Here is a 19,639-nt window from a genome sequence, read left to right on the forward strand (position 1 = left end):
CCACTACTGGGTGGAGATCGCCCACGACGATCCCAAGATCAAGGAGAGTTACGGCTGGTATCCGGCAAGAGATATCAGAGCTATGTCTCCTCCCAAAATGTTGGGGGCCATGTGGGATGTAGAAGGGTGCATCAATGGCGACTCACCTGAGCGCCGAAAAGTGGATGACAAACAACCGCGAGCAAAGCCATATGAAAAGTTAGCTGGCCGCGGTATCGGCCATAAGCCTTACCCTTTTGACCCCAACCATGGCAATCCTGATGCCCGTAGCATCGTCCACCCCTATTTCCGGATCTACCGCTCCGATGAGCGTTCTATTGAAACCACCATTCAGCAAATCCGCGATTTCGCCGCCAGTTATCATTCCAAATATGGTGGTCGCTGGAGCTACCGCCTCGACAGCTTCGACGAAAACAACTGCCACACCTTCATCTGGCGGCTATTGCATGACTGCCAATTGGTCGATGCCAAGCTGCTCGACCCCGATACCGATATTCACTTTGAAAAGATCAACGGCAAGTACCCACTGGAAACGATAAAGGATGCGGTGATTGGGGGGCGCGGTGCAGTGGCCACCACTCAAATACCCATCAACGCCACTCGCAGACTCATCCGCCCCGACTACATCGCCAAAATGGAATCAGATACCAAACGCGCCCTCGACATGCTGGCCAAGCAAGGCATCCAGCCATGAGGCGATGGTGGCCTTCTGGTCTGAATCTGTTTTTGGTGTTTCTCATTAGCCTCGCGTTGCTGGTGGTATCGGCTCTGGCCGGCTATCCCGCTTCGCAAGGCATACTGACTAAGGCATTCATCATGGCAATTCCTCAAAATATTGACCGTAATGGCAAGGTCATTCAACCTAATACCGAGTACTACGTCAGGCACGCCACTAGGATGTTTTCCAGCGATTATTTCGATGGGGAAATTCTATCCCCGGAAGTCGACGAACAAGATGAGATCGGCTCATCGATAATAATGATCAATCGTGATCATAAAATCACCCTCCAAAGAGCTGATATCAGGAAACGCGAACCCTACACCCTCCCTATCGACTATGAACATTTCGGCATCAAGGTCAATGGCATTTACTTTTTTGGGCTAGATGCGGATGGCAAAATTAATCGCCTGATCACTGTAGAACAAGCATTAAACGAGCCGAGCTATATCAAAGCAGGTATTTATGTCGCAAAGATTCGTTCAGCGGAAAAAGTAACCCGAACCGAAACCAGCCCCGCATACTTCAGCTACTGGCCTAGCAACGGCCAACGCAAAGAGCTACGCGGCTTCTACGTCAAAACAGATGGTCGTAAACGTACTTGGCTAGATATCTACACCGAGCAAGGGACTAAAGAGCAGCCTGACCATGAGGCCAACTATCAGGCCAAGCTTGAATCCTTCACCGCCGACATCCCCCTTAAGATCCTGGGCATCAAGACCGATGGCCGCTACCTGCTCGGCGTTCTGCCAGACGGCAGCGCCGGCTTCCCCCGCCCGGAACTGGATGCGCTGGCAGACCAACGCCACATCGAACTGTGGGTGGCCGATGGCCAGGTCTATCGCGCCACGCTAATCACCTTCGTCACCACCGGCGAAAACTGGACCAGCTACGACAAGGACGGTAATTACCTCAAACGCTGGGGCTACGACATCGAGAACGGCCGCAAGGTGGAATGGCAGCAAAAGTTCGACCGTAACGTGGGTCAGCGCGGCGGCGAATGGGTGCCGCCACGACCGCAAGACGCGGAAGAGGACTGAGGACCCATGCCAAATAAAGAGTCCACCATAAGGCGATGGCGGCCTTCCGGCTTGAATCTGTTTCTGGCATTCATCATCAGCCTCGCGCTGCTGGTGGTATCGGCTCTGGCCGGTTATCCCGCTTCGCAAGGCATACTGACTAAGGCGTTCATCATGGCAATTCCGCAAAACATCGACCGCAATGGCAAAACCCTCATCCCCGACACCGAGTACTACGTCTGGCATGCCCCTAGGGTATTTTCCACTGATTATTTTGATGGTGAAACCCTCTCCGCCGAACAAGCAGAACTTGGCAAAAAAAATGAGGGCGGCGTCTCCACGCTGAAAATCAACCGTGATCATAAAATCATCTTCCGCCGCCTAGATATAAATAAACGCGAACCTTTTACCGGCACCATCGACTACGCGCGCTTTGACATCAAGGTCAATGGCATTTATTTCTTCGGCCTGAATGCCGATGGTCAAATCAACCAACGACTTACCATAGAACAAGCCTTACAACAGCCCGCCTATGTAAAAGCTGATATCTACGTAGCCAGAATTCGTTCAGCGGAACAAGTAATCCGACCTCGAACGGGCGCGACGTATACCAACTATTGGTCTAGTAATGGCCAAATCAAAGAGCTACGCGGCTTCTACGTCAAAACCGATGGCCGCAAGCGTACTTGGCTAGATATCTACACCGAGCAAGGTGTTAAAAAAAAACCTGATCACGAAGCCAACTATCAGGCCAAGCTTGAACCCTTCACGGCCGACATCCCCCTTAAAATCCTCGGCATCAAGACCGATGGCCGCTATCTGCTCGGCGTTCTGCCCGACGGCAGCGCCGGCTTCCCCCGCCCGGAACTGGATGCGCTGGCGGACCAACGCCACATCGAACTGTGGGTGGCCGATGGCCAAGTCTATCGCGCCACGCTAATCAGCTTCGTCACCACCGGCGAAAACTGGACCAGCTACGACAAGGACGGCAACTACCTCAAGCGCTGGGGCTACGACATCGAGAATGGCCGCAAGGTGGAATGGCAACAAAAGTTCGACCGTAGCGTAGGCCAGCGCGGCGGCGAATGGGTGCCGCCCCGGCCGCAGGACCAAGACGATGATTGACCGCCACCGCCTTGAACGCCTGGGCCGTCACCTGATGATGATCTGCCTTATCGCGCTGACGCCGCTGGCCTATACCGGCGCCATCCATCCGATCATCAGCCTCGGCGCGCCCGCCGGATTGCAATACCTCTACTACGCCATCGGTCTGGCGCTTGCGCTACTCGTCCCCGCCCCGCTGTTGGCCTACCTGCTGGCGTCTCGCTTCCCGCAGGACTGGCAAGTCTTGAGCCTGTGCTGGCGCGCCTGGGCCAGGCCCGCCAGCGTCGCGCGAGTCAGGTTGTTACAGCTATTCATCCTTGACCCCTCCCACCCTAAAACCAGCACCTTGATGACGATAGGCATGATTTACGCTCCCGCCGCGCAATTGCTGCTGCTTCTGCTAAACAAACTGACTCCCCCCTCACCATTTCGGCTTTTGGGCACCCCACGGGGAGGAACTGCTCCTGCCGCTCTGAGTAGCCATCATTTAGAAAGGTGACGTCATGCCGGTTGATCTCGAAAGCCTGCGCGCCCCCGATTACGAGCAGGGCAAACCGCCGCGCCTCTGGGCTTGGCTGTTGATCCTGCTGCTGGTGATGGGCAGCGGCGCGGGACTGACCCTCTACCTGTGGCCGGCGGATGCCCCGGCCAGCGGCTGGCGCTTCTGGATCAGCTTGCTGGGCCTGCCCTTCGTCATCTACCTATTGATGCTGGCGCTGCGAATGCGCGACCTCGAAAGCTGGCGCAATCAGCTCTATCTGGAGGAGCTGGCGCGCCAGGAGGTGGAGCAGAACAATGTACAGTTTGGCCAGCAGCCGCTGTCGCTGCTGCACGGCGTTGCCTGGAGCGCAGCCGGCGATCTGGCGCAGACCCTGACCAGCGTTCAGGCGCACCACCCGCTACTGGCGTCAACCTTGGCGCACGGTCATCGCGACGAGGTGGTGCGCCATACCCACCTCCCCGATAAAGACCTACTGGACTGGCAGGCCGCGCCCGAGGAGCGCATGTCGCAACGGATTGAAGATGCGCTAGATAAGGCCATGGAATCGCTACCGCCCGCGCTGCGCGCGCTGCCGCCTCAATGGCCCTTGCATGTCGAATTACAGATCGACACCGATGGCGTGGCCGTCGATGTGATCGCGCTTTGGCGGCGGCAATGGGCATGGCGCGAGCTTCAACCGGCCCCGGCATCGGAAACCCTCGTCGCCGCCAACGGCATGGCGCGGCTGGATAGCTGGCTGGATCAAAGCGCCCCCAAACACTACCAATACGCGCGGCTGATTGTCGCCGCGCAGTTTTACGAACGCCCGCCGGCTAACAGCGCCGAAGCGGTATGCGCCGTCTTGCTGGCCTGGCCCCAAGGCGAGGACGAGGACCGGCTCCACCGGCCGGTGAGCAGCCAAGGCCGCACCGCCGACGCCGTGCTGGCCGAGACGCTGCTGTTCAGCGGCTGCGAGCCGGCGCAACTGACCGCGCTGTGGTCGGCCACCGGCCAGAACGACGCCCCCTGGAACGCCGCGCTGAGCCAACAGCAGCCCCGCGCCGCCGTCCTGTCGGTAGACCACCAGATCGGCCATGCCGGCGTGGCGGCGGAATGGCTGGCGCTGCTGCTGGCCTGGCAGGCCGCCGGCCCCGACACCCCGCAAGGCTTTCTGACCCGGCACGGCGAACACGACGCCATGCAGGGCTTCGTCTACCAGGAGAGCGGACATGCCGCCCAAAGCTAAACTACCGCCACCGCCGTCCCTACCGCCGCCCAAGCGCCTACTCAGCAAGCTGCGCCTGCGCTGGAACTGGGCCATGGTGTTGCTCATCGCGGTCTTGCTCATCATCCTGGCCCTGCTGCTGGATGAACGCCTGGGCTTGTCCGCCAACGGCCAGCTGCCGTGGGTCATCTGCGGCATTGCCTTGTGCTGCGTGCTGTTGCTGGCGCTGAGCGACGCCTTTGGCACGCTGTCCAACTGGCTGACGCAGCGCCGCTGGCTCCCGCGCCGACAAGCCCGCCAAGCCGCCGCCCCATCCAACGACGCTCAGGCTGAAAGCTGGGGCGCGGCTTTTGAGCGGATCTCCCAAGACTGGCGCCAGCGCCCGGCCCAGCAGCGTCCGCACTGGCTGCTGCTCTGCGGCGCGCCCGAGGCCGTCCACCAGGCGGTGCCGGCGCTGGCCCAGCAACCCTGGCTGGAAACCGACGGCATGGTCTTGATCGACGCCTCCGCCGCCCCGCCTCCAGGCGGCTGGCGGCGGCTGCGCGGACGCTGGCGGACGCCCGCCGACGCCGTCATCGCCCTGCTCCCCGACGCCGCCGACGCCGCCGCGCTGGCGGAGCGCGCCGAACAGCTGTCCATCGCCTGCGGCTGGACCCTGCCGCTGACCCTGTGTCAGCGCGCGCCCGACAACGCCGGCCCCGGCATCGCCGGCCGGCCCTTGCCCACGCTTCCCGCCAACGCCGACGGCTGGGCCGCTCAGGCCAGGGCCTGGGCCGATCTGCTTCCCTTGCGCGGCATTCCGTGTCACCCCGGCGCGGCGGCCCAGCCCTTTCTGCTGCGCTGCTCGCAGTGGCTGGAACGCGAGCTTCAGGGACTCGCCTCCGCCTGGCAGCGCTGGCGCGACGGCCTGGCCGCGCCCTCCGCCGTCAAGGCGCTGGCCTTGGCCACCTGGCCGGCCGACGTCCGGCTGTGGAGCGGCGCGATCAGCCAGGGCTCCGCCTTTGCCCCGCGCCGCCGCAGCCGCCCTTGGCAACGCCGGCTGGCCGCCGTCATCGGCGCGCTATGCCTGTTCTGGCTGGCTGGCATGCTGGTTTCCGCCTATCAAAACCATGGCTTGATCGCCGAGGCCCAGGCCGCCGTCAGCGCCCAGCCCAAAACCGCCACGCTGGACAGCGCGCTGCGGCTGCAACGGTTGCTGGAGAAGCTGGAAACCCGCCAGTCGCTCGGCGCGCCGTGGTCGGCCCGCTTCGGCCTGAACCGTGACGCCGCCTTGCTGGAGCGCTTGCGGCCGCATTACGCCCGCGCCATCGGCCAGGCGCTGATCACGCCGGCGCGCGGCCGCTGGGCGCAGCAGCTGCAAGCGCTGAACCAGGCCCCCAGCGCGGAACTGGCCGCCGATCCGGCCCGGACCGAACAAGGCTATCAGGCGCTGAAAGCCTATCTGACGCTGGACCAGCCGGCGCGCGCCGAACCGGCCTTCCTCGCCGCCCAGCTGGCGGCGCGAAATGACGGTTTCTCCCCGGCGCTGCTGCGCGCCATGGCGCAGTTCTACGCCGAGCGGCTGGCCGGCCAGCCCGCCTGGCGCATCCCCGCCGACGCGGCGCTGGCCGGGGCCAGCCGCCAGACCCTGATCGGCCAGTTGGGCCGCCAACAGGCCGACGACACCCGCTATCAGCAGATACTGGCCGAAGCCGAAGCCAAGCATCCGCCGCAGACGCTGGCCGCCTTGCTGCCGGGCCAGGACTTGCGCGGCCTGTGGCGCAGCGAATCCAGCCTGCCCGGCGTGTTCACCCGCAAAGCCTGGGACGAGCATCTGCGCGCCGCCTTCGCCAACGCCCACCGCCGCCAAGGCAGCGCCGGCGACTGGGTGCTGGGCGCCGGCGAGGCCGGTCAAGGCAGCGCCGGCAAGGCGCTGGAAGCCGCGTTGCGCCAGCGCTATTTCGCCGACTACGCCCGCGCCTGGCAACAATTCCTCAACGCGGTGTCCTGGCAGACGGAGGCCAAGCTGGCCGCCAACGCCCAGCAATTGCAGGTCTACGCCGATCCGCAGCGCTCGCCGCTGCGCGCCTTGATGGCGCTGGTGCGCGACAACGCCCGCGCCGGCGAGCGCGTGGACAGCCTGGGCGCCAATCTGGTGGACAAGGCCCAGGCGCTGCTGGGCAAGGCCGACGCCAGCGCGCCGCAGCTGGAGGGGGCAACGGGCAAACAGGAAGCCGCGCCGCTGGCGCAAAGCTTCGGCCCGCTGCTGCGGCTGCTGGAGGAACGCCAGGACGGCTCCGCGCTCAGCCTGCAACGCTATCTGGAGCGGGTGGCGGCCACCCGGCTCAAGTTTCAGCAAGTGGCCGCCGCGCCGGACCCGGACGCCGCCGCCCGCGCGCTGGCGCAGGCGGTGTTCCAGGGCAAGGGCGGCGAACTGGCCGAGAGCCGCGATTACGCCGCCCAATTGGCCGCCAGCCTGGGCGAAGACTGGCAGGGCCTGGGCCGGCACCTGTTCCTGCAACCCTTGGACCAATCCTGGCACACCCTGCTGCAACCGGCGGCGGCCAGCCTCAACCAGCTGTGGGACCAGAGCATTGTCCGACCGTGGCAGGCCAGCTTCGCCGGCCGCTACCCCTTCCACCGCAGCGACGCCGACGCCTCCTTGCCGGAGCTGGGCCGTTTCCTGCACCCCGGCGACGGCCTGGTGCAGCAGTTCGTGCGCCAGCAATTGGGCGGGGTGCTGGAACAACAAGGCGATCAATGGTCGCCGGACCCGGCGGCGGCGCAGGCGCTGCGCTTCGACCTGAACTTCCTCAACGAATTGAACCGCCTGTCGCGGCTGTCCAGCCTGCTCTACGCCCAGGGCGACGCCGGCATCCGCTTCGAACTGAAGCCCACCGCCACCATCGGCCTGGAGGAAATCCGGCTGCAACTGGATCAGCACAGCCTGCACTACTTCAATCAGATGACAAGCTGGAAGGCGCTGAGCTGGCCCGGCGATCCGCTGAAGGCCGGCGCCAGCCTGCAATGGCAGACCGAGAAGACCGGCCTGCGCCAGACCCAGGACCATCCCGGCCGCTGGGGCGTGCTGCGCCTGCTGGAGCAGGCCCAGCGCGAACAGATTGACCGCGCCAGCTGGCAGTTGAGCTGGGCCTTGCCGGACGGGCATCAGGCACGCTACCAGCTGCGCAGCGAGGCCGGAGCCGGCCCGCTGGCCTTGTTGCAGCTGATCCAGTTCCAGCTGCCGGCGCAGATTTTTATCGTGGAGCCTAACTCGCCGCCCGCCGCGGCCAAGCCGGCCCGGCGGCCCCAACCTTGAGGAGACGCGAATCATGACGCCCAAGTCCTTGCCGACACACAAACCTCTCGTCGAATGGAACGCGCGCGAACTGGAAGTGCTGCGCCAGGAGTACCCCTTGATAGGCGCCGCCTGTCAAAGCTTGCTGCCTGATCGCAGCCCCGCCGCCATCCACGCTCAAGCCAAGGCTCTGGGCCTGAGGCCGCCGCACCGCTGGAGCGAGGAGGAACTGAGCATTCTCCGGCGCGAATATCCGCTGCGAGGCGAAGCCTGCCGCGCCATGCTGCCGGGCCGCGGCGCGCTCGCCATCAATGTCCAGGCTTACCGGATGGGTTTGCGGCCGGCCACGCTGTCCGCGCGCCGAACGCCGTCCGGCAAGACGCCGCGAGGGTGCCAGTGAGCTGGGTGCGCGCGCTGCTGGGCCTGAACACCGCGCCGGAAGAAGAAGCCCGCCAGCGGCTGCCGCGTTGGGCCGCCTGGCTGAAGCCGATTTCCGACGCCGCGCCCTGCGGCGAGGACCTGTCCCACGACGACGAGTTTCAGGCCTTGAAAGAGGAAGTGACCCGCCTCTCCGGCATGAACGCGCCGCTGGCCTTGGCGCATGCGGAAACCTTGCTGAAAACCCGCGGCAAGGATTTGCGCGTGGCGGCCTACTACGCCTGCGCCCGGCTGCGCCAGGACGGCGTGGCCGGCCTGGCGGACGGGCTGGAGCTAAGCGCCGCCTTGCTGGAGCGCTACCCGGACGCGGTCTGGCCGCGCCAGCCGGCGCGGCGGCGCAATGCGCTGGAGTGGTTGGCCAGCGAACGCTTCACCGATCAGCTGGCGATGCTGGCAGACGACGACGGCGAAGCGTGGCGGCGGGCCGCGGCCGCCTTGCTGCTGCTGCAGCGGCTCGCGGCCGACAGCCCGGCGCCGCCGCTGCGGCTGGATGCCCTGGGCCGCAGCCTTCAACCGCGCCTGCCAAGCCCCGCCGCCGGCAATGCGGCCATGGACGCGCCCGCCCCCGCCCCCACAACGGCCGACGCGCCGCCGCCGGACGCCGACGATGTCGGCTCCTGGCGCGAACTGCTGGAGCAGGCGCGCCGGATGGCGGTGTTTCTGCGCCAACAGCCGGAAGGCCAGGCCGCCGCCCTGCGCCTGCTGCGCGCCGTACGCTGGGAGGCGCTGAGCAGCCCGCCGCCCGGCGACGCCGACGGCCGCAGCCGGCTGCCGCCGCCGCGCGCCGAGCTGCGCCAGCAACTGAAGCGCCTGCTCTTGCAACAACAATGGCGGGATTTGAGCGAGCGGGCGGAAAGCGCCTTCGCGGAAGGGGCCAATCACTGGTGGCTGGACCTGCAGCGTTACGCCTGGCTGGCCTACCAGCACGGCGGCGAAATGACCGCGCCGCTGGCGGAGCTGATCCGCGACGATATTCAACGGCTGTGCCAGCGGCTGCCCGGCGTGGAGAAACTGAGCTTCAGCGACGGCAGTCCGTTCGCGGAGGACGCCACGCTGGAATGGCTGGCGCAATGGCGGCGGCCGGATTCCGCCGCTCTCGCCGCGCCGGCGGCGGACGAACGCGCGGACTGGCCGGAAACCGAAACCCAGGCCCACGCCATCGCCGCGCAGCAGGGCTTGCCCGCCGCCTTCGCCTGGGTGCAGACCCTGCCCGCCGCCGCGGGCGGCCGCGAACGCTGCCTGCGGCAATTGCTGCTGGCCCGGCTGGCGGAACGCCACGGCCGCGCCGAAATGGCCGTCCATTTGCTGGAGGCGCTGCTGCGCCAGGCGGACGGCCACCAGTTGGACGTCTGGGAACCGGAGCTGGCCTTCGAACTGCTGGCGCAGTTGGCGCGGCTGCTGCGCCAACGCATGCAGCGCAAGGACGCGGACCGCGCCGGCCTGGGCCAGCAGCTGGAGCGGCTCAACGCGCGCCTGGCCGCGCTGGACCCGGCCCGGGCGCTGTCCGGGGCCTTGCCGTGAAGCCGTCCGCGCCGCAAGCGGCGCTTTTCCCACCCGCCGATGAAAGCCGTCTATGGATGACCTGACCCTGCGCTATTACGAAGCGGAAATGCGCTATCTGCGCGAAGCCGGCAAGGAGTTCGCCCGCGCCCACCCGGACCGCGCCGCCCTGCTGAATATCGACCGGGTGGGCAAGCGCGACCCGTATGTGGAGCGTCTGTTCGAAGGCTTCGCCTTTCTCACCGGCCGCATCCGCCAGAAATTGGACGACGACTTCCCGGAACTGACCGAAGGCCTGGTCAATATGCTGTGGCCGCATTATCTGCGCATGGTGCCGTCGCTGACCGTACTGGAGCTGCGCGCCGACGCCCATGCGCTGCAACAGGCCAAACCGGTGGAAGCCGGATTAAGCGTGCGCACCGCGCCGCTGGGCGCGAGCGGGGTGCGCTGCGCCTACCGCACCACCCAGCCGGCGACGATTCAACCCTTGCTGCTGAGCCAGGCCGGCGCGCGCCTGGACGGCGAAGGACGCTCGGTGCTGGAGCTGCGCTTTGAGCTGGGCGCGGCGGCCAAGCGCGAGGCGCTGGACCTGTCCCGCCTGCGCTTGTTCCTCGCCGCCGATCCGCCCATCGCCTTCGCGCTGCGTCACGCGCTGACCCGGCAGTTGGGCCGCGCGCGCTTGCGGCCTTTGGGCCAGGCCCCGCATCCGCCCCGGGAAGCGCCGGCCTTGCGCTTCGAGCCGGCGGGCTTCGACGACGCGGACCGGCTCTGGCCCAAGGCCGACAACGCCTTTGGCGGCTATCAGCTGCTGCTGGAGTACTTTTGCTTCCGCGAAAAGTTCCAGTTTCTCGATCTGGCCGGGCTGGACGCCGCTCTGCTGCCCGGAGACGCGACCGGCTTTGCGCTGGAGTTGACCCTGACGCAGCGCTATCCGGCGGACATGCCGTTCACTGCCGACAATCTGCGCTTGCACTGCGTGCCGGCGATCAATCTGTTCCCGCTGGAAGCCGAGCCGCTGCATGTCGACCACTTGAGCCATGAATACCGGGTGGTGCCGCTGGCGAGCCAGGGGCCGGAGATCGAGGCCTGGTCGGTGGACGAGGTCGTCTCCATGGACACCGAAAACGGCGGCCGCCACGCCTACTTGCCGTTCTCCAGCTTCCAGCACCGGGGCGGCATGCTGCGCGACGAGGCGCCGGAACGCTTCTACCATGCCCGAACCCGGCTTGGCGCGGCCGGCAGGCCGGAAACCTGGCTGGTGCTGGGCGGCCATCTATGGGATTCGCCGTCGGCGGCGAGGCGTGCAGAGATCCTGTCGCTGCGCGTCACCGGCACCAACGGCATGCTGCCGCGCAAAGCGCTGCGCGAGGCGCAAATCCTGGAGCGCTCGCCGTCCACGCCGCTGACCCGGATCGCCAATCTGACCCCGCCCACCCTTCCCTGCTACCCGCCGGCGGAAGACCGTTATCAATGGCGGGTGCTCTCGCACCTGGCGCCCAACTTTCTGTCGCTGCTGGACGTGGAAGTGCTGCGCGGCACGCTGGCGCTGTACGACTGGACCGAGGACGAATTGAACCGCCAACGGCTGAACGGACTGCTGGAGGTCAGGCATCAACTGGTCAGCAGGGTGAAGCAAGGCTGCATGGAACGCGGGGTCCGCATCGAGCTGGCGGTGGACCGGACCTGCTTCGCCGGACCGGGCGACCTCCATCTGTTCGGGGATCTGATGCACCGTTTCTTCGCCGCCTACGCCGACATGAATCTGTTCACCCGCTTCGAACTGCGCATCCTGCCGGAAAACGAACGGGTTTCTTGGCCGGACAGCAAAACGGAGGCGCCTCCGCTATGACAGAAGCCGAATTTTACGCCTGGCTGCAATCCGCTCCCTCGTACAACTTTTTTCAATTCTGCCGCGTGCTGGAGCGCTTGCCCGGCGACCGGCGCCTGGGCGCGGCCGACAGTCCGGCTCAGGAGCCGGTGCGGCTGTTGCCCTCGCCGTCTCTGGGCTTTCCCGCCGGCGAGATCGTCCGCGCCGAACCGGCCGACCCCGACACCGGCCGCCCTCCGGTGCTGCGCACCGCCTTCATGGGGCTTTACGGAGTCGACGCCGTGCTGCCCTATTACTTTCTGGACGACATCGCCGCCCGCCGCGAGGGCCACGAAGCGCTGGCGGCGATGCTGGATCTGTTCAGCCATCGCCTCACCGCCCTGCTCTATCGCGCCTGGGGCAAATACCGTTACCCGCTGGCCTTCCGGCCCGGCGCGCGCGATCCGCTGTCCAAGGCCCTGCTGGGCCTGATCGGCATGGGCGTGGGCGAGACGGCTGAGCGCCGGCAGCTGCCCGCCGGGCGCATGCTGGGCTTGCTCGCCTTGCTGGGCCAACGCACCCGGCCGGCTTCCGGCCTGGCCAGCGTGATCCGCCACGCCTTGCCCGCGGCCGACATCCGGGTGCGGGAGTTCCTGCCCCGCTGGGCGGCGCTGGACGAGCCGCCCCCTCTTTCCGCCCGGCCACCGCTGCGCGCCGGCGAATTCGTCCTGGGCCGCCGGCTGCGCGCCGCCAATCACGCGATCGCCGTGACCGTCCGCCCGGCTCAGGCCGACTGCGTGCCCGCCCTGTTGCCCGGCGGCCCCTTGCACCGGGATGTGCTGGCGCTGACCCGCGTTTACCTGGGATGGCGGCTGGAGGCGGAAATCTGGCTGGAGCTGCCCGCCAACTGGTTGCCGGCCAGCCGCCTGGACACCCGCGCCCGGCCCAGGCTGGGCTTGGGCGCCGCCCTGGCCGGTGAGGCGGGCCGGCGCTGGCGCCGCTTGCGCATCGGTCATTATCAACCGCTGTCGGACGTCTGCGACCGGCAGCCAGGAGAACCCGGATGAAACATCGCCTTCCCGCCCTGAGCGCCGGACTGGTCTGGCTGGGGCTGACGCTGCCGCTGAGCGGCTGCGGCCTGTGGCAAAGCACCAAGAACGTCACCGTCAGCGCCGCTCAAAAGATCTTCCTCACCCGCGTCGAGCGTCTGAACCTGGATTTGATCGCGAGCGAGGAGCTGAACACCGAAGCCGGGCAGCGGCCGCTGTCGGTGGTGGTGAGGGTGTATCAGCTGAAGGACAAGGCCGCCTTTCTGGCCGCGCCCTACCCGACGCTGCTGGAGCAGGATCAGTCCGTGCTCGCCGACGACTTGTTGGCCAGCCACCAAGTACTGCTGCGGCCGGGCGCGGCGGTCAGCCTGCGCGAGCCTTACCGCCAGGACGCGGCCTACGTCGGCGTGATCGCGCTGTTCCGGCAAGCCGGCCCGGAACGGCAATGGCGGCTGCTGCTGGACAAGAAGGAGCTGGACAACGACAAGCCGCTGCAATTGGAGTTGCGCGGCTATGCGCTGGAACGCCGTCGGGCGGAGGGCTGAGCATGGGGGCTTCACTGTATGAAATGCTGACCGGGCAGTTTGCCGACGGCCAAGCGCTGGATCGCCTTGCGCCGGAGCAGCAGTTCTCCCGCAGCGTGGTGGACAGCATTCGGCGCATCCTGAACGCGCGCGCCGGTTCGCTCAAGCATTTGCCCGATTACGGCCTGCCGGACCTGGGCCACGTTTATCGCCATTTGCCCGCCAGCGCCCATCAGCTGATGCGCAGCATCGAGCAGACCTTGCTGCGCTACGAACCCAGGCTGGACGCGGTCGAGGTCGATTTCCGCGGCGACCACGAGCAAATGGTGTTGCGCTACCGGCTGCGTTGCCGCTTGAAACCGCACGGCGAATTGTTGCTGGATGCGAGCTTCACGCCCGAGGGCGGCGTCAGGCTCAGCACCTACCGGCACTGAGAACCCGTTCAAAGCCCGCTGCGCCTCAGCGACACGGCGAGCGCCGCACGGGAACGCTCGTCACCCTGCGGCCGCGAGCCGCAGCGGCCTGGCCCGCGAGACCCGGACCCGCGCCCGAACAGGCCCCAAGAAAAAAGCCGGGGCTGGCCGCCCCGGCTTGATGCCGGCCCGTGCGCGAATTCCGCTCAGACCAGACCGCTGTCCTTCAATTTGCGCTCGAACGTCTCCATGCAGCGCGCGGCCACGCCCAGCATTTCATCGATTTCAGCCTTGCTGATCACCAGCGGCGGCGCGGACACGATGTGGTCGCCGCAGGCGCGCATGATCAGGTTGTTGCTGAAGAAGATGTCGCGGCACATCAGGCCGACGTCGCCGAACTCCGGGAACAGCTCGCGCTTGCTCTTGTCCTTGACCAGGGTGAACGCCTGGATCAGGCCGACGCCGCGCACATCGTCCACGTGCTCGAACTGGCTGAAGGTCTCGCGCCAGCGCTTCTGCATATAGGGACCGGTTTCGTTCTTGACGCGGTCGATGATGCCTTCGTCGCGCAGGAGCTCGATATTGACGCGCGCCACCGCGCTGGCCACCGGGTGGCCGGAGTAGGTGAAGCCGTGGTTGAAGTCGCCGCCGGCGATCAGGCCCTGGGCCACGCGCTCGCCCACGAAGACCGCGCCGATGGGCAGATAGCCGGAGGACAGGCCTTTGGCGGTGGTGAAGATGTCCGGACGGAAGCCGAAGTGCTCGAAGCCGAACCACTCGCCAGTGCGGCCAAAGCCGCAGATCACTTCGTCGGCCACCAGCAGCACATCGTATTTGCGGCAGATGCGTTCCACTTCCGGCCAGTAAGTGGCCGGCGGGATGATCACGCCGCCGGCGCCCTGGATGGGTTCGCCCACGAAGGCGGCCACTTTTTCCGGGCCGATTTCCAGGATTTTCTCTTCCACCCAGCGCGCGGCCACCACGCCGAACTCGTCCGGGCTCAGATCCTTGCCGTATTTGTACCACCACGGCTGCTCAACGTGGGCCATGCCCGGAATCGGCAGGTCGCCCTGCTCGTGCATATACTTCATGCCGCCCAGGCTGGAGCCGCCGATGGTGGAGCCGTGATAGCCGTTCCAGCGGCCGATCAGGGTTTTCTTCTCCTTCTTGCCCTGCACGTCCCAGTAATGGCGCACCATGCGTATCATGGTGTCCACCGCCTCGGAGCCGGAGTTGGTGTAGAACACATGTTCGTAGCCGGCCGGCGTCACTTGCGCCAGCAGGTGGGACAGTTCCACCACCGCCGGGTGGGTGGTCTTGAAGAAGGTGTTGTAGAAGGGCAGTTCGTCCATCTGGCTCTTGGCCACGTCGGACAGTTCCTTGCGGCCGTAGCCGATATTGACGCACCACAGGCCGGCCATGCCGTCGATGATCTTATTGCCCTCGGAATCCCACAGGTAAATCCCCTCGCTGCGAGTCATCACCCGCGCGCCCTGCTGGTTCAACGATTGGGTATCGGTAAACGGATGCAGATGATGCGCTGCATCCAGTTGGCGCCATTGTTCGGTCGTGCGTTGTTGATTCTGCATAGGACTTCCTTCCAGTATTCTCCAACGGGGCGGAGATGTTCTCTGCCGCCCCTCCTTCGCCATTGGCGTATTTTCAGTGCTTATCCTGGCTGTCCGGGCTGATTCTAACGGACAAATCAGCCCAATGTCATAGCTAAATCACACGTGCAGCAGCAGGAACTTGCGCTCCCACGGGCTGATCACGCGGAAGTATTCGGAGAACTCCTTCTCCTTCATGCCCACGTACATGCTGACGAAGCGCTCGCCCAGCACCTCGGCCATTTCCTTGCAGGACGCCAGCTGCTGCAAGGACTCCTCCGAGGAGTTGGGAAACTGGTAAGGCAGCTCGTAGGCATCGGTCTGCCGCGGCTCGCTGGGCTGCAGCTTGTTGATGATGCCCAGGTAGCCGCAGGCCAGCGTCGCGGCCATGGCGATATAGGGATTGACGTCCACGCCCGGCACCCGGTTTTCGATGCGGCGCGCCGCCGGCGAGGAATGCGGCACGCGCAGGCCCACGGTGCGGTTGTCGTAACCCCATTCGACGTTGGTCGGCGCCGCGGTGTAGCGCGACAAACGGCGGAATGAGTTCACGTAGGGCGCGAACAGCGGCATGGACTTGGGCACGTATTTCTGCAGGCCGGCGATGTAGTGGAAGAACAGGTCGGACGGGCTGCCGTCCTCATTGGTGAACACATTGCGGCCGGTGTTCTTGTCCACCAGGCTCTGGTGCATGTGCATGGCGGAGCCCGGCTCGTTCTCCATCGGCTTGGCCATGAAGGTGGCGTACATATTGTGGCGGAACGCCGCCTCGCGCACGGTGCGCTTGAACAGGAACACCTGGTCGGCCAGTTCCAGCGGGTTGCCGTGCAGGAAGTTGATTTCCATCTGCGCGGTGCCCACCTCGTGAATCAGGGTGTCCACTTCCAGATTCTGCGCGTGGCAGTAGTCGTAGATGTCTTCGAACAGCGGGTCGAACTCGTTGACCGCGTCGATGGAGTAAGAGCGGCGGCCGAACTCGGCGCGGCCGGTGCGCCCCACCGGCGCGGCCAGCGGGATGTCCGGGTCCGGATTGGGGGACAGCAGGTAGAATTCCATTTCCGGAGCCAGCACCGGCTCCAGACCCATCTCGTCGAACAGGCCGATCACGCGCTTGAGCACATTGCGCGGCGCCACGTCCACCGGGCTGCCGTCGGCGCGCAGACAGTCGTAGATCAATTGAGCGGTGGGATCCACGGCCCAGGGCACGAAGCGCAGGGTGTTCGGGTCCGGCGCCAGCACCATGTCAGGGTCGGTCAGGTCCAGCATGCTGTCGTCGGGGTAGTCCCCGGTCACAGTCTGGATCAGCACGACTTCGGGCAGGCGCATTTCCGGGTCGGACACGAACTTGTCCTTGGGCACGATCTTGCCGCGCGCCACGCCGGTCATGTCGGGGACGATACACTCGACTTCAGTGATCCGGTGCTCTCGCAGCCATTCATTGATCTGATGGGTCATGATGTTCTCTTCCTCTGTGTGTGTTATTCCGAGTGGTGACACAAGGTCTCGGTTAATTGCGGCCCGCGTTGCCGCTGTTCGCGGCGTTGGCGGCAGGCGTCGCCAAATGCTTTGAAGATGGCCATGGACAGCGGGTTGTCCCAGTACTTCCATTCCGGATGCCATTGCGCGGCGAAGGCGAAGCCCTTGGCGTCGCGCACGCGGTAAGCCTCCACCAGGCCGTCGTCGGCGACGGCCTCGCAGATCAGGCGATCGGACAGCCGCTTGATGCCCTGCTGGTGCAGGGAGTTGACCATGGCGGACTCCTGGCCGGTCCATTGCCGCAGCAGGCCGTCCTCGGCGAAGCGCACCGGGTGGGACAGGGCGTACATCGCGTCCAGGTCCGGCGTGTCCGGCTCGCGGTGGTCGCGCTTGCCTTCTTCTTCCTGCACGTGCTGGTACAGTTCGCCGCCCATCGCCACATTGATTTCCTGGAAGCCGCGGCAGATGCCCAGCAGGGGAATGCCCTGCTCCAGCACTTGCTGGATCAGCGGCAGCGTGGTGGCGTCGCGCATGGGGTCGTGCATGGTGCCGGGCCGGCTGGGCGCGCCGCCGTAGCGGTGCGGTTCGACATTGGACAGGGAGCCCGGCAGCAACACGCCGTCCACCAGTTCCAGCACGTCTCTCAGCGCGGTCTTGTCGCCCAGCGCCGGCAGCAGCACCGGCACGCCGCCGGCGCCGCCGGCCGCGGCGGCGATGTATTTCTCGCCCACGGAGTGGAAGGGCAGCGGGCCTACCATCTTGATGTCACAGGGTATGCCGATGATAGCTTGCAACATTTCGAATCCTTGATACGGGTCAGGAAGCCGCCTTGATGGCTTCGATCGGGTCGATGAACGGGTGGCCCAGCGCCTGGGCCACCGCCTGGTAAGTGAGCCGGCCGCGGCAGACGTTGAGGCCGTTGCGCAGATGGGCGTTGTCCAGCAAAGCCTGGCGCCAGCCCTTGTTGGCCAGCTCCAGCGTGTACGGCAAGGTGGCGTTGGTCAGCGCCTGGGTGGAGGTGCGCGCCACGCCGCCGGGCATATTGGCCACGCAGTAATGGACGATGCCGTCCACCACGTAAATGGGGTCTTGGTGCGTGGTGGCCCGGCTGGTCTCGAAGCAGCCGCCCTGGTCTATCGCCACATCCACCAGCACCGCGCCGGGCTTCATGATTTTCAGCATCGGCCGCGTCACCAGCTTGGGCGCCGCCGCGCCCGGAATCAGCACCGCGCCGATCACCAGGTCCGCCTCGCGCAGGCTGTCTTCGATATTGGCGGAGTTGGACACCAGCGTCTTGATGCGGCCGCCGAACACCATGTCGATTTCCTTCAGGCGCGGCAGCGATTTGTCCAGAATGGTGACCTCGGCGCCGGCGCCCATGGCCATGCGCGCGGCGTTCAGCCCCACCACGCCGCCGCCTATCACCACCACCCGCGCCGGGGCCACGCCCGGCACGCCGCCCAGCAAGACGCCGCGGCCGCCCTGGGCCTTTTCCAGCGCGTGCGCGCCGGCCTGTATCGCCATGCGGCCGGCCACTTCCGACATCGGCGCCAGCAACGGCAGGCCGCCGCGCTCGTCGGTGACGGTTTCGTAAGCGATGGCGATGGCATCCGATTCCAGCAATAATTTGGTCTGCTCCGGGTCCGGCGCCAAATGCAGATAGGTGAACAGGAGCTGATCCCGGCGCAGCATCCGGCATTCCACCGGCTGCGGCTCTTTCACCTTGACGATCATGTCGCTGCGTTCGAAGGTTTCTTCGGCGCTGGAGGCAATGGAGGCGCCGGCCTGGATATACTGTTCATCGGTGAAACCGATGGCGAGGCCGGCCTGGGTCTGGACCAAAACCTTGTGACCGTTGGCGACTAACTCCCGGACTCCAGACGGGGTTAGGCCAACACGATACTCGTGGTTCTTGATCTCCTTGGGAACACCGATCAGCATGTCGCTCTCCTCACTTAGATTTGTTGCGGAAGTGCCGCGCAAGCGTTTAAGAAAATTCACAATACGCTTGCCCCTTGTTTCTGATTCTGACTATAAACCCCCACCGATGCAAAGATATTCGATTTTGCGTCGCAGCAAGTAGTGCAGAGTCCGTACAAAATAATTATCATAAAGCGTCTAAAATTATTAACATACTGACGGAGCAGGAATCCATGGACGTTGGCGCGAGATTACGCATGGTCAGGGATCGTTTCGGGCTGTCGCAGCGGGAACTGGCCAAACGAGCCGGAGTCACCAACGGCACCATTTCGCTGATCGAACAAAATCGGGTCAGCCCATCGGTCAGCTCGCTGAAAAAGGTGCTGGAAGGGCTGCCGATGACGCTGGCGGATTTTTTCACCTTTGATTCCGACCCGGAACAGGCGCGCGTGTTCTACCAGGCCCACGAATTACCCAATCTGGGCAATGAGCAGATCCGGCTGCTGCTGGTGGGCACCGCCCACGACAAGCGCGACATCGCCATCCTGCGCGAAGTCTACGAAACCGGCGCCGACACCGGGCCGGACATGTTGACGCACGACGGCCAGGAAGGCGGCGTCATCATCAAAGGAAGTATAGAAGTGACGGTGAACAACGAGAGCCGCATCCTGGGGCCGGGCGACGCGTATTACTTCGACAGCCGGCTGCCCCATCGCTTTCGCAACGTCGGCGCCGAAACCTGCGAGGTGGTCAGCGCCAGTTCGCCGCCCACATTCTAAGAACCTGTTCAATGTCTACTGCGCTTCGGCGATACGGCGTTCAAAACAAGCTCAAAATGCTCATGTACCACGTGTACATTCCGCTTTTTCGCTCGTTTTCGCCTTGTCTCGCCCTTGCTCGCGAGACTTTGAACAGGCTCTAAGAACCATTAAGAACGAGAAGCGCCGGCAAGACCGCATCCGGCGACCAGCAGGCCATAAGGCCAGGCCGGGGAGCTTTGCCCGCCCCGCCGGCTCCAAGCCCACGACAGACGACAAAGCAGTCAAACCCGCGTCAAGCGATACCGGCGCCGCCAACGGAC

The 19,639-nt window shown here is 65.2% G+C and carries 17 protein-coding genes; 13 read left to right on the forward strand and 4 right to left on the reverse strand.

All coding sequences use genetic code 11. From position 1 onward, the window contains the following. The 12 genes from QUG03_RS20700 to tssE all read left to right on the forward strand — a co-directional run. Positions 1 to 694, forward strand: a 694-nt coding sequence (locus QUG03_RS20700; protein ID WP_500820866.1) for a hypothetical protein, incomplete at its 5' end; no start/stop codon positions are given. Continuing rightward, positions 691 to 1,758: a hypothetical protein gene (locus QUG03_RS20705; protein ID WP_488906404.1), complete on the forward strand. Its 1,068-nt coding sequence runs from the start codon at positions 691 to 693 to the stop codon at positions 1,756 to 1,758. The genes QUG03_RS20700 and QUG03_RS20705, both read left to right, overlap by 4 nt. A gap of 6 nt (positions 1,759 to 1,764) precedes the next feature. Further along, the gene (locus QUG03_RS20710) at positions 1,765 to 2,862 is read left to right on the forward strand and encodes a hypothetical protein (RefSeq protein WP_500820867.1); all 1,098 of its coding nucleotides are present in this window, start codon (positions 1,765 to 1,767) and stop codon (positions 2,860 to 2,862) included. Then, the gene (locus QUG03_RS20715) at positions 2,855 to 3,340 is read left to right on the forward strand and encodes a hypothetical protein (RefSeq protein WP_488906402.1); all 486 of its coding nucleotides are present in this window, start codon (positions 2,855 to 2,857) and stop codon (positions 3,338 to 3,340) included. The genes QUG03_RS20710 and QUG03_RS20715 overlap by 8 nt, the downstream gene beginning before the upstream one ends. 4 nt (positions 3,341 to 3,344) lie before the next feature. Continuing rightward, positions 3,345 to 4,568: a KPHS_23130 family T6SS system protein gene (locus QUG03_RS20720; protein ID WP_488906401.1), complete on the forward strand. Its 1,224-nt coding sequence runs from the start codon at positions 3,345 to 3,347 to the stop codon at positions 4,566 to 4,568. Beyond that, positions 4,552 to 7,845, forward strand: a complete 3,294-nt coding sequence (locus tag QUG03_RS20725; RefSeq protein ID WP_500820868.1) for an ImcF-related family protein — start codon at positions 4,552 to 4,554, stop codon at positions 7,843 to 7,845. The genes QUG03_RS20720 and QUG03_RS20725 overlap by 17 nt, the downstream gene beginning before the upstream one ends. A gap of 13 nt (positions 7,846 to 7,858) precedes the next feature. Then, positions 7,859 to 8,224, forward strand: coding sequence for a hypothetical protein (locus QUG03_RS20730; protein ID WP_227103731.1), 366 nt, complete (start codon positions 7,859 to 7,861; stop codon positions 8,222 to 8,224). Then, a complete protein-coding gene (tssA, locus tag QUG03_RS20735) occupies positions 8,221 to 9,783 on the forward strand; it encodes a type VI secretion system protein TssA (protein WP_500820870.1) in 1,563 nt (520 codons plus the stop codon). Before QUG03_RS20730 ends, tssA begins: the two co-directional genes overlap by 4 nt. Before the next feature lie 52 nt (positions 9,784 to 9,835). Continuing rightward, positions 9,836 to 11,611, forward strand: a complete 1,776-nt coding sequence (tssF, locus tag QUG03_RS20740) for a type VI secretion system baseplate subunit TssF (protein ID WP_500820871.1) — start codon at positions 9,836 to 9,838, stop codon at positions 11,609 to 11,611. Then, positions 11,608 to 12,636, forward strand: coding sequence for a type VI secretion system baseplate subunit TssG (gene tssG, locus QUG03_RS20745; protein ID WP_500820872.1), 1,029 nt, complete (start codon positions 11,608 to 11,610; stop codon positions 12,634 to 12,636). The genes tssF and tssG overlap by 4 nt, the downstream gene beginning before the upstream one ends. After that, entirely contained in the window at positions 12,633 to 13,163 is a 531-nt protein-coding gene (gene tssJ / locus QUG03_RS20750; protein WP_107799472.1) for a type VI secretion system lipoprotein TssJ, read from the forward strand. The genes tssG and tssJ overlap by 4 nt, the downstream gene beginning before the upstream one ends. Before the next feature lie 2 nt (positions 13,164 to 13,165). Further along, positions 13,166 to 13,576, forward strand: a complete 411-nt coding sequence (gene tssE, locus QUG03_RS20755; protein WP_107799473.1) for a type VI secretion system baseplate subunit TssE — start codon at positions 13,166 to 13,168, stop codon at positions 13,574 to 13,576. Positions 13,577 to 13,761: 185 nt separating this feature from the next. On the opposite strand, the gene QUG03_RS20760 is transcribed toward tssE, so the two are convergent. From QUG03_RS20760 to ald, 4 genes are all read right to left on the reverse strand, one after another. Then, positions 13,762 to 15,144, reverse strand: coding sequence for an aspartate aminotransferase family protein (locus tag QUG03_RS20760; protein ID WP_235089119.1), 1,383 nt, complete (start codon positions 15,142 to 15,144; stop codon positions 13,762 to 13,764). 138 nt (positions 15,145 to 15,282) lie between these two features. Beyond that, positions 15,283 to 16,617, reverse strand: a complete 1,335-nt coding sequence (locus QUG03_RS20765; RefSeq protein ID WP_107799475.1) for a glutamine synthetase family protein — start codon at positions 16,615 to 16,617, stop codon at positions 15,283 to 15,285. A 23-nt stretch (positions 16,618 to 16,640) separates the two neighbouring features. Next, entirely contained in the window at positions 16,641 to 17,435 is a 795-nt protein-coding gene (locus QUG03_RS20770) for a gamma-glutamyl-gamma-aminobutyrate hydrolase family protein (RefSeq protein ID WP_107799476.1), read from the reverse strand. 19 nt (positions 17,436 to 17,454) lie between these two features. After that, complete coding sequence (ald, locus tag QUG03_RS20775) at positions 17,455 to 18,579, reverse strand: alanine dehydrogenase (protein ID WP_107799477.1); 1,125 nt, start codon at positions 18,577 to 18,579, stop codon at positions 17,455 to 17,457. Positions 18,580 to 18,791: 212 nt separating this feature from the next. On the opposite strand from ald, the gene QUG03_RS20780 reads away from it, so the two are divergent. Beyond that, on the forward strand, positions 18,792 to 19,337 hold the full coding sequence (locus tag QUG03_RS20780) for a cupin domain-containing protein (RefSeq protein ID WP_048412316.1): 546 nt from the start codon (positions 18,792 to 18,794) through the stop codon (positions 19,335 to 19,337). Positions 19,338 to 19,639 lie beyond the last annotated feature (302 nt).

The sequence above is a fragment of the Chromobacterium sp. CCUG 30098 genome (assembly GCF_059916605.1).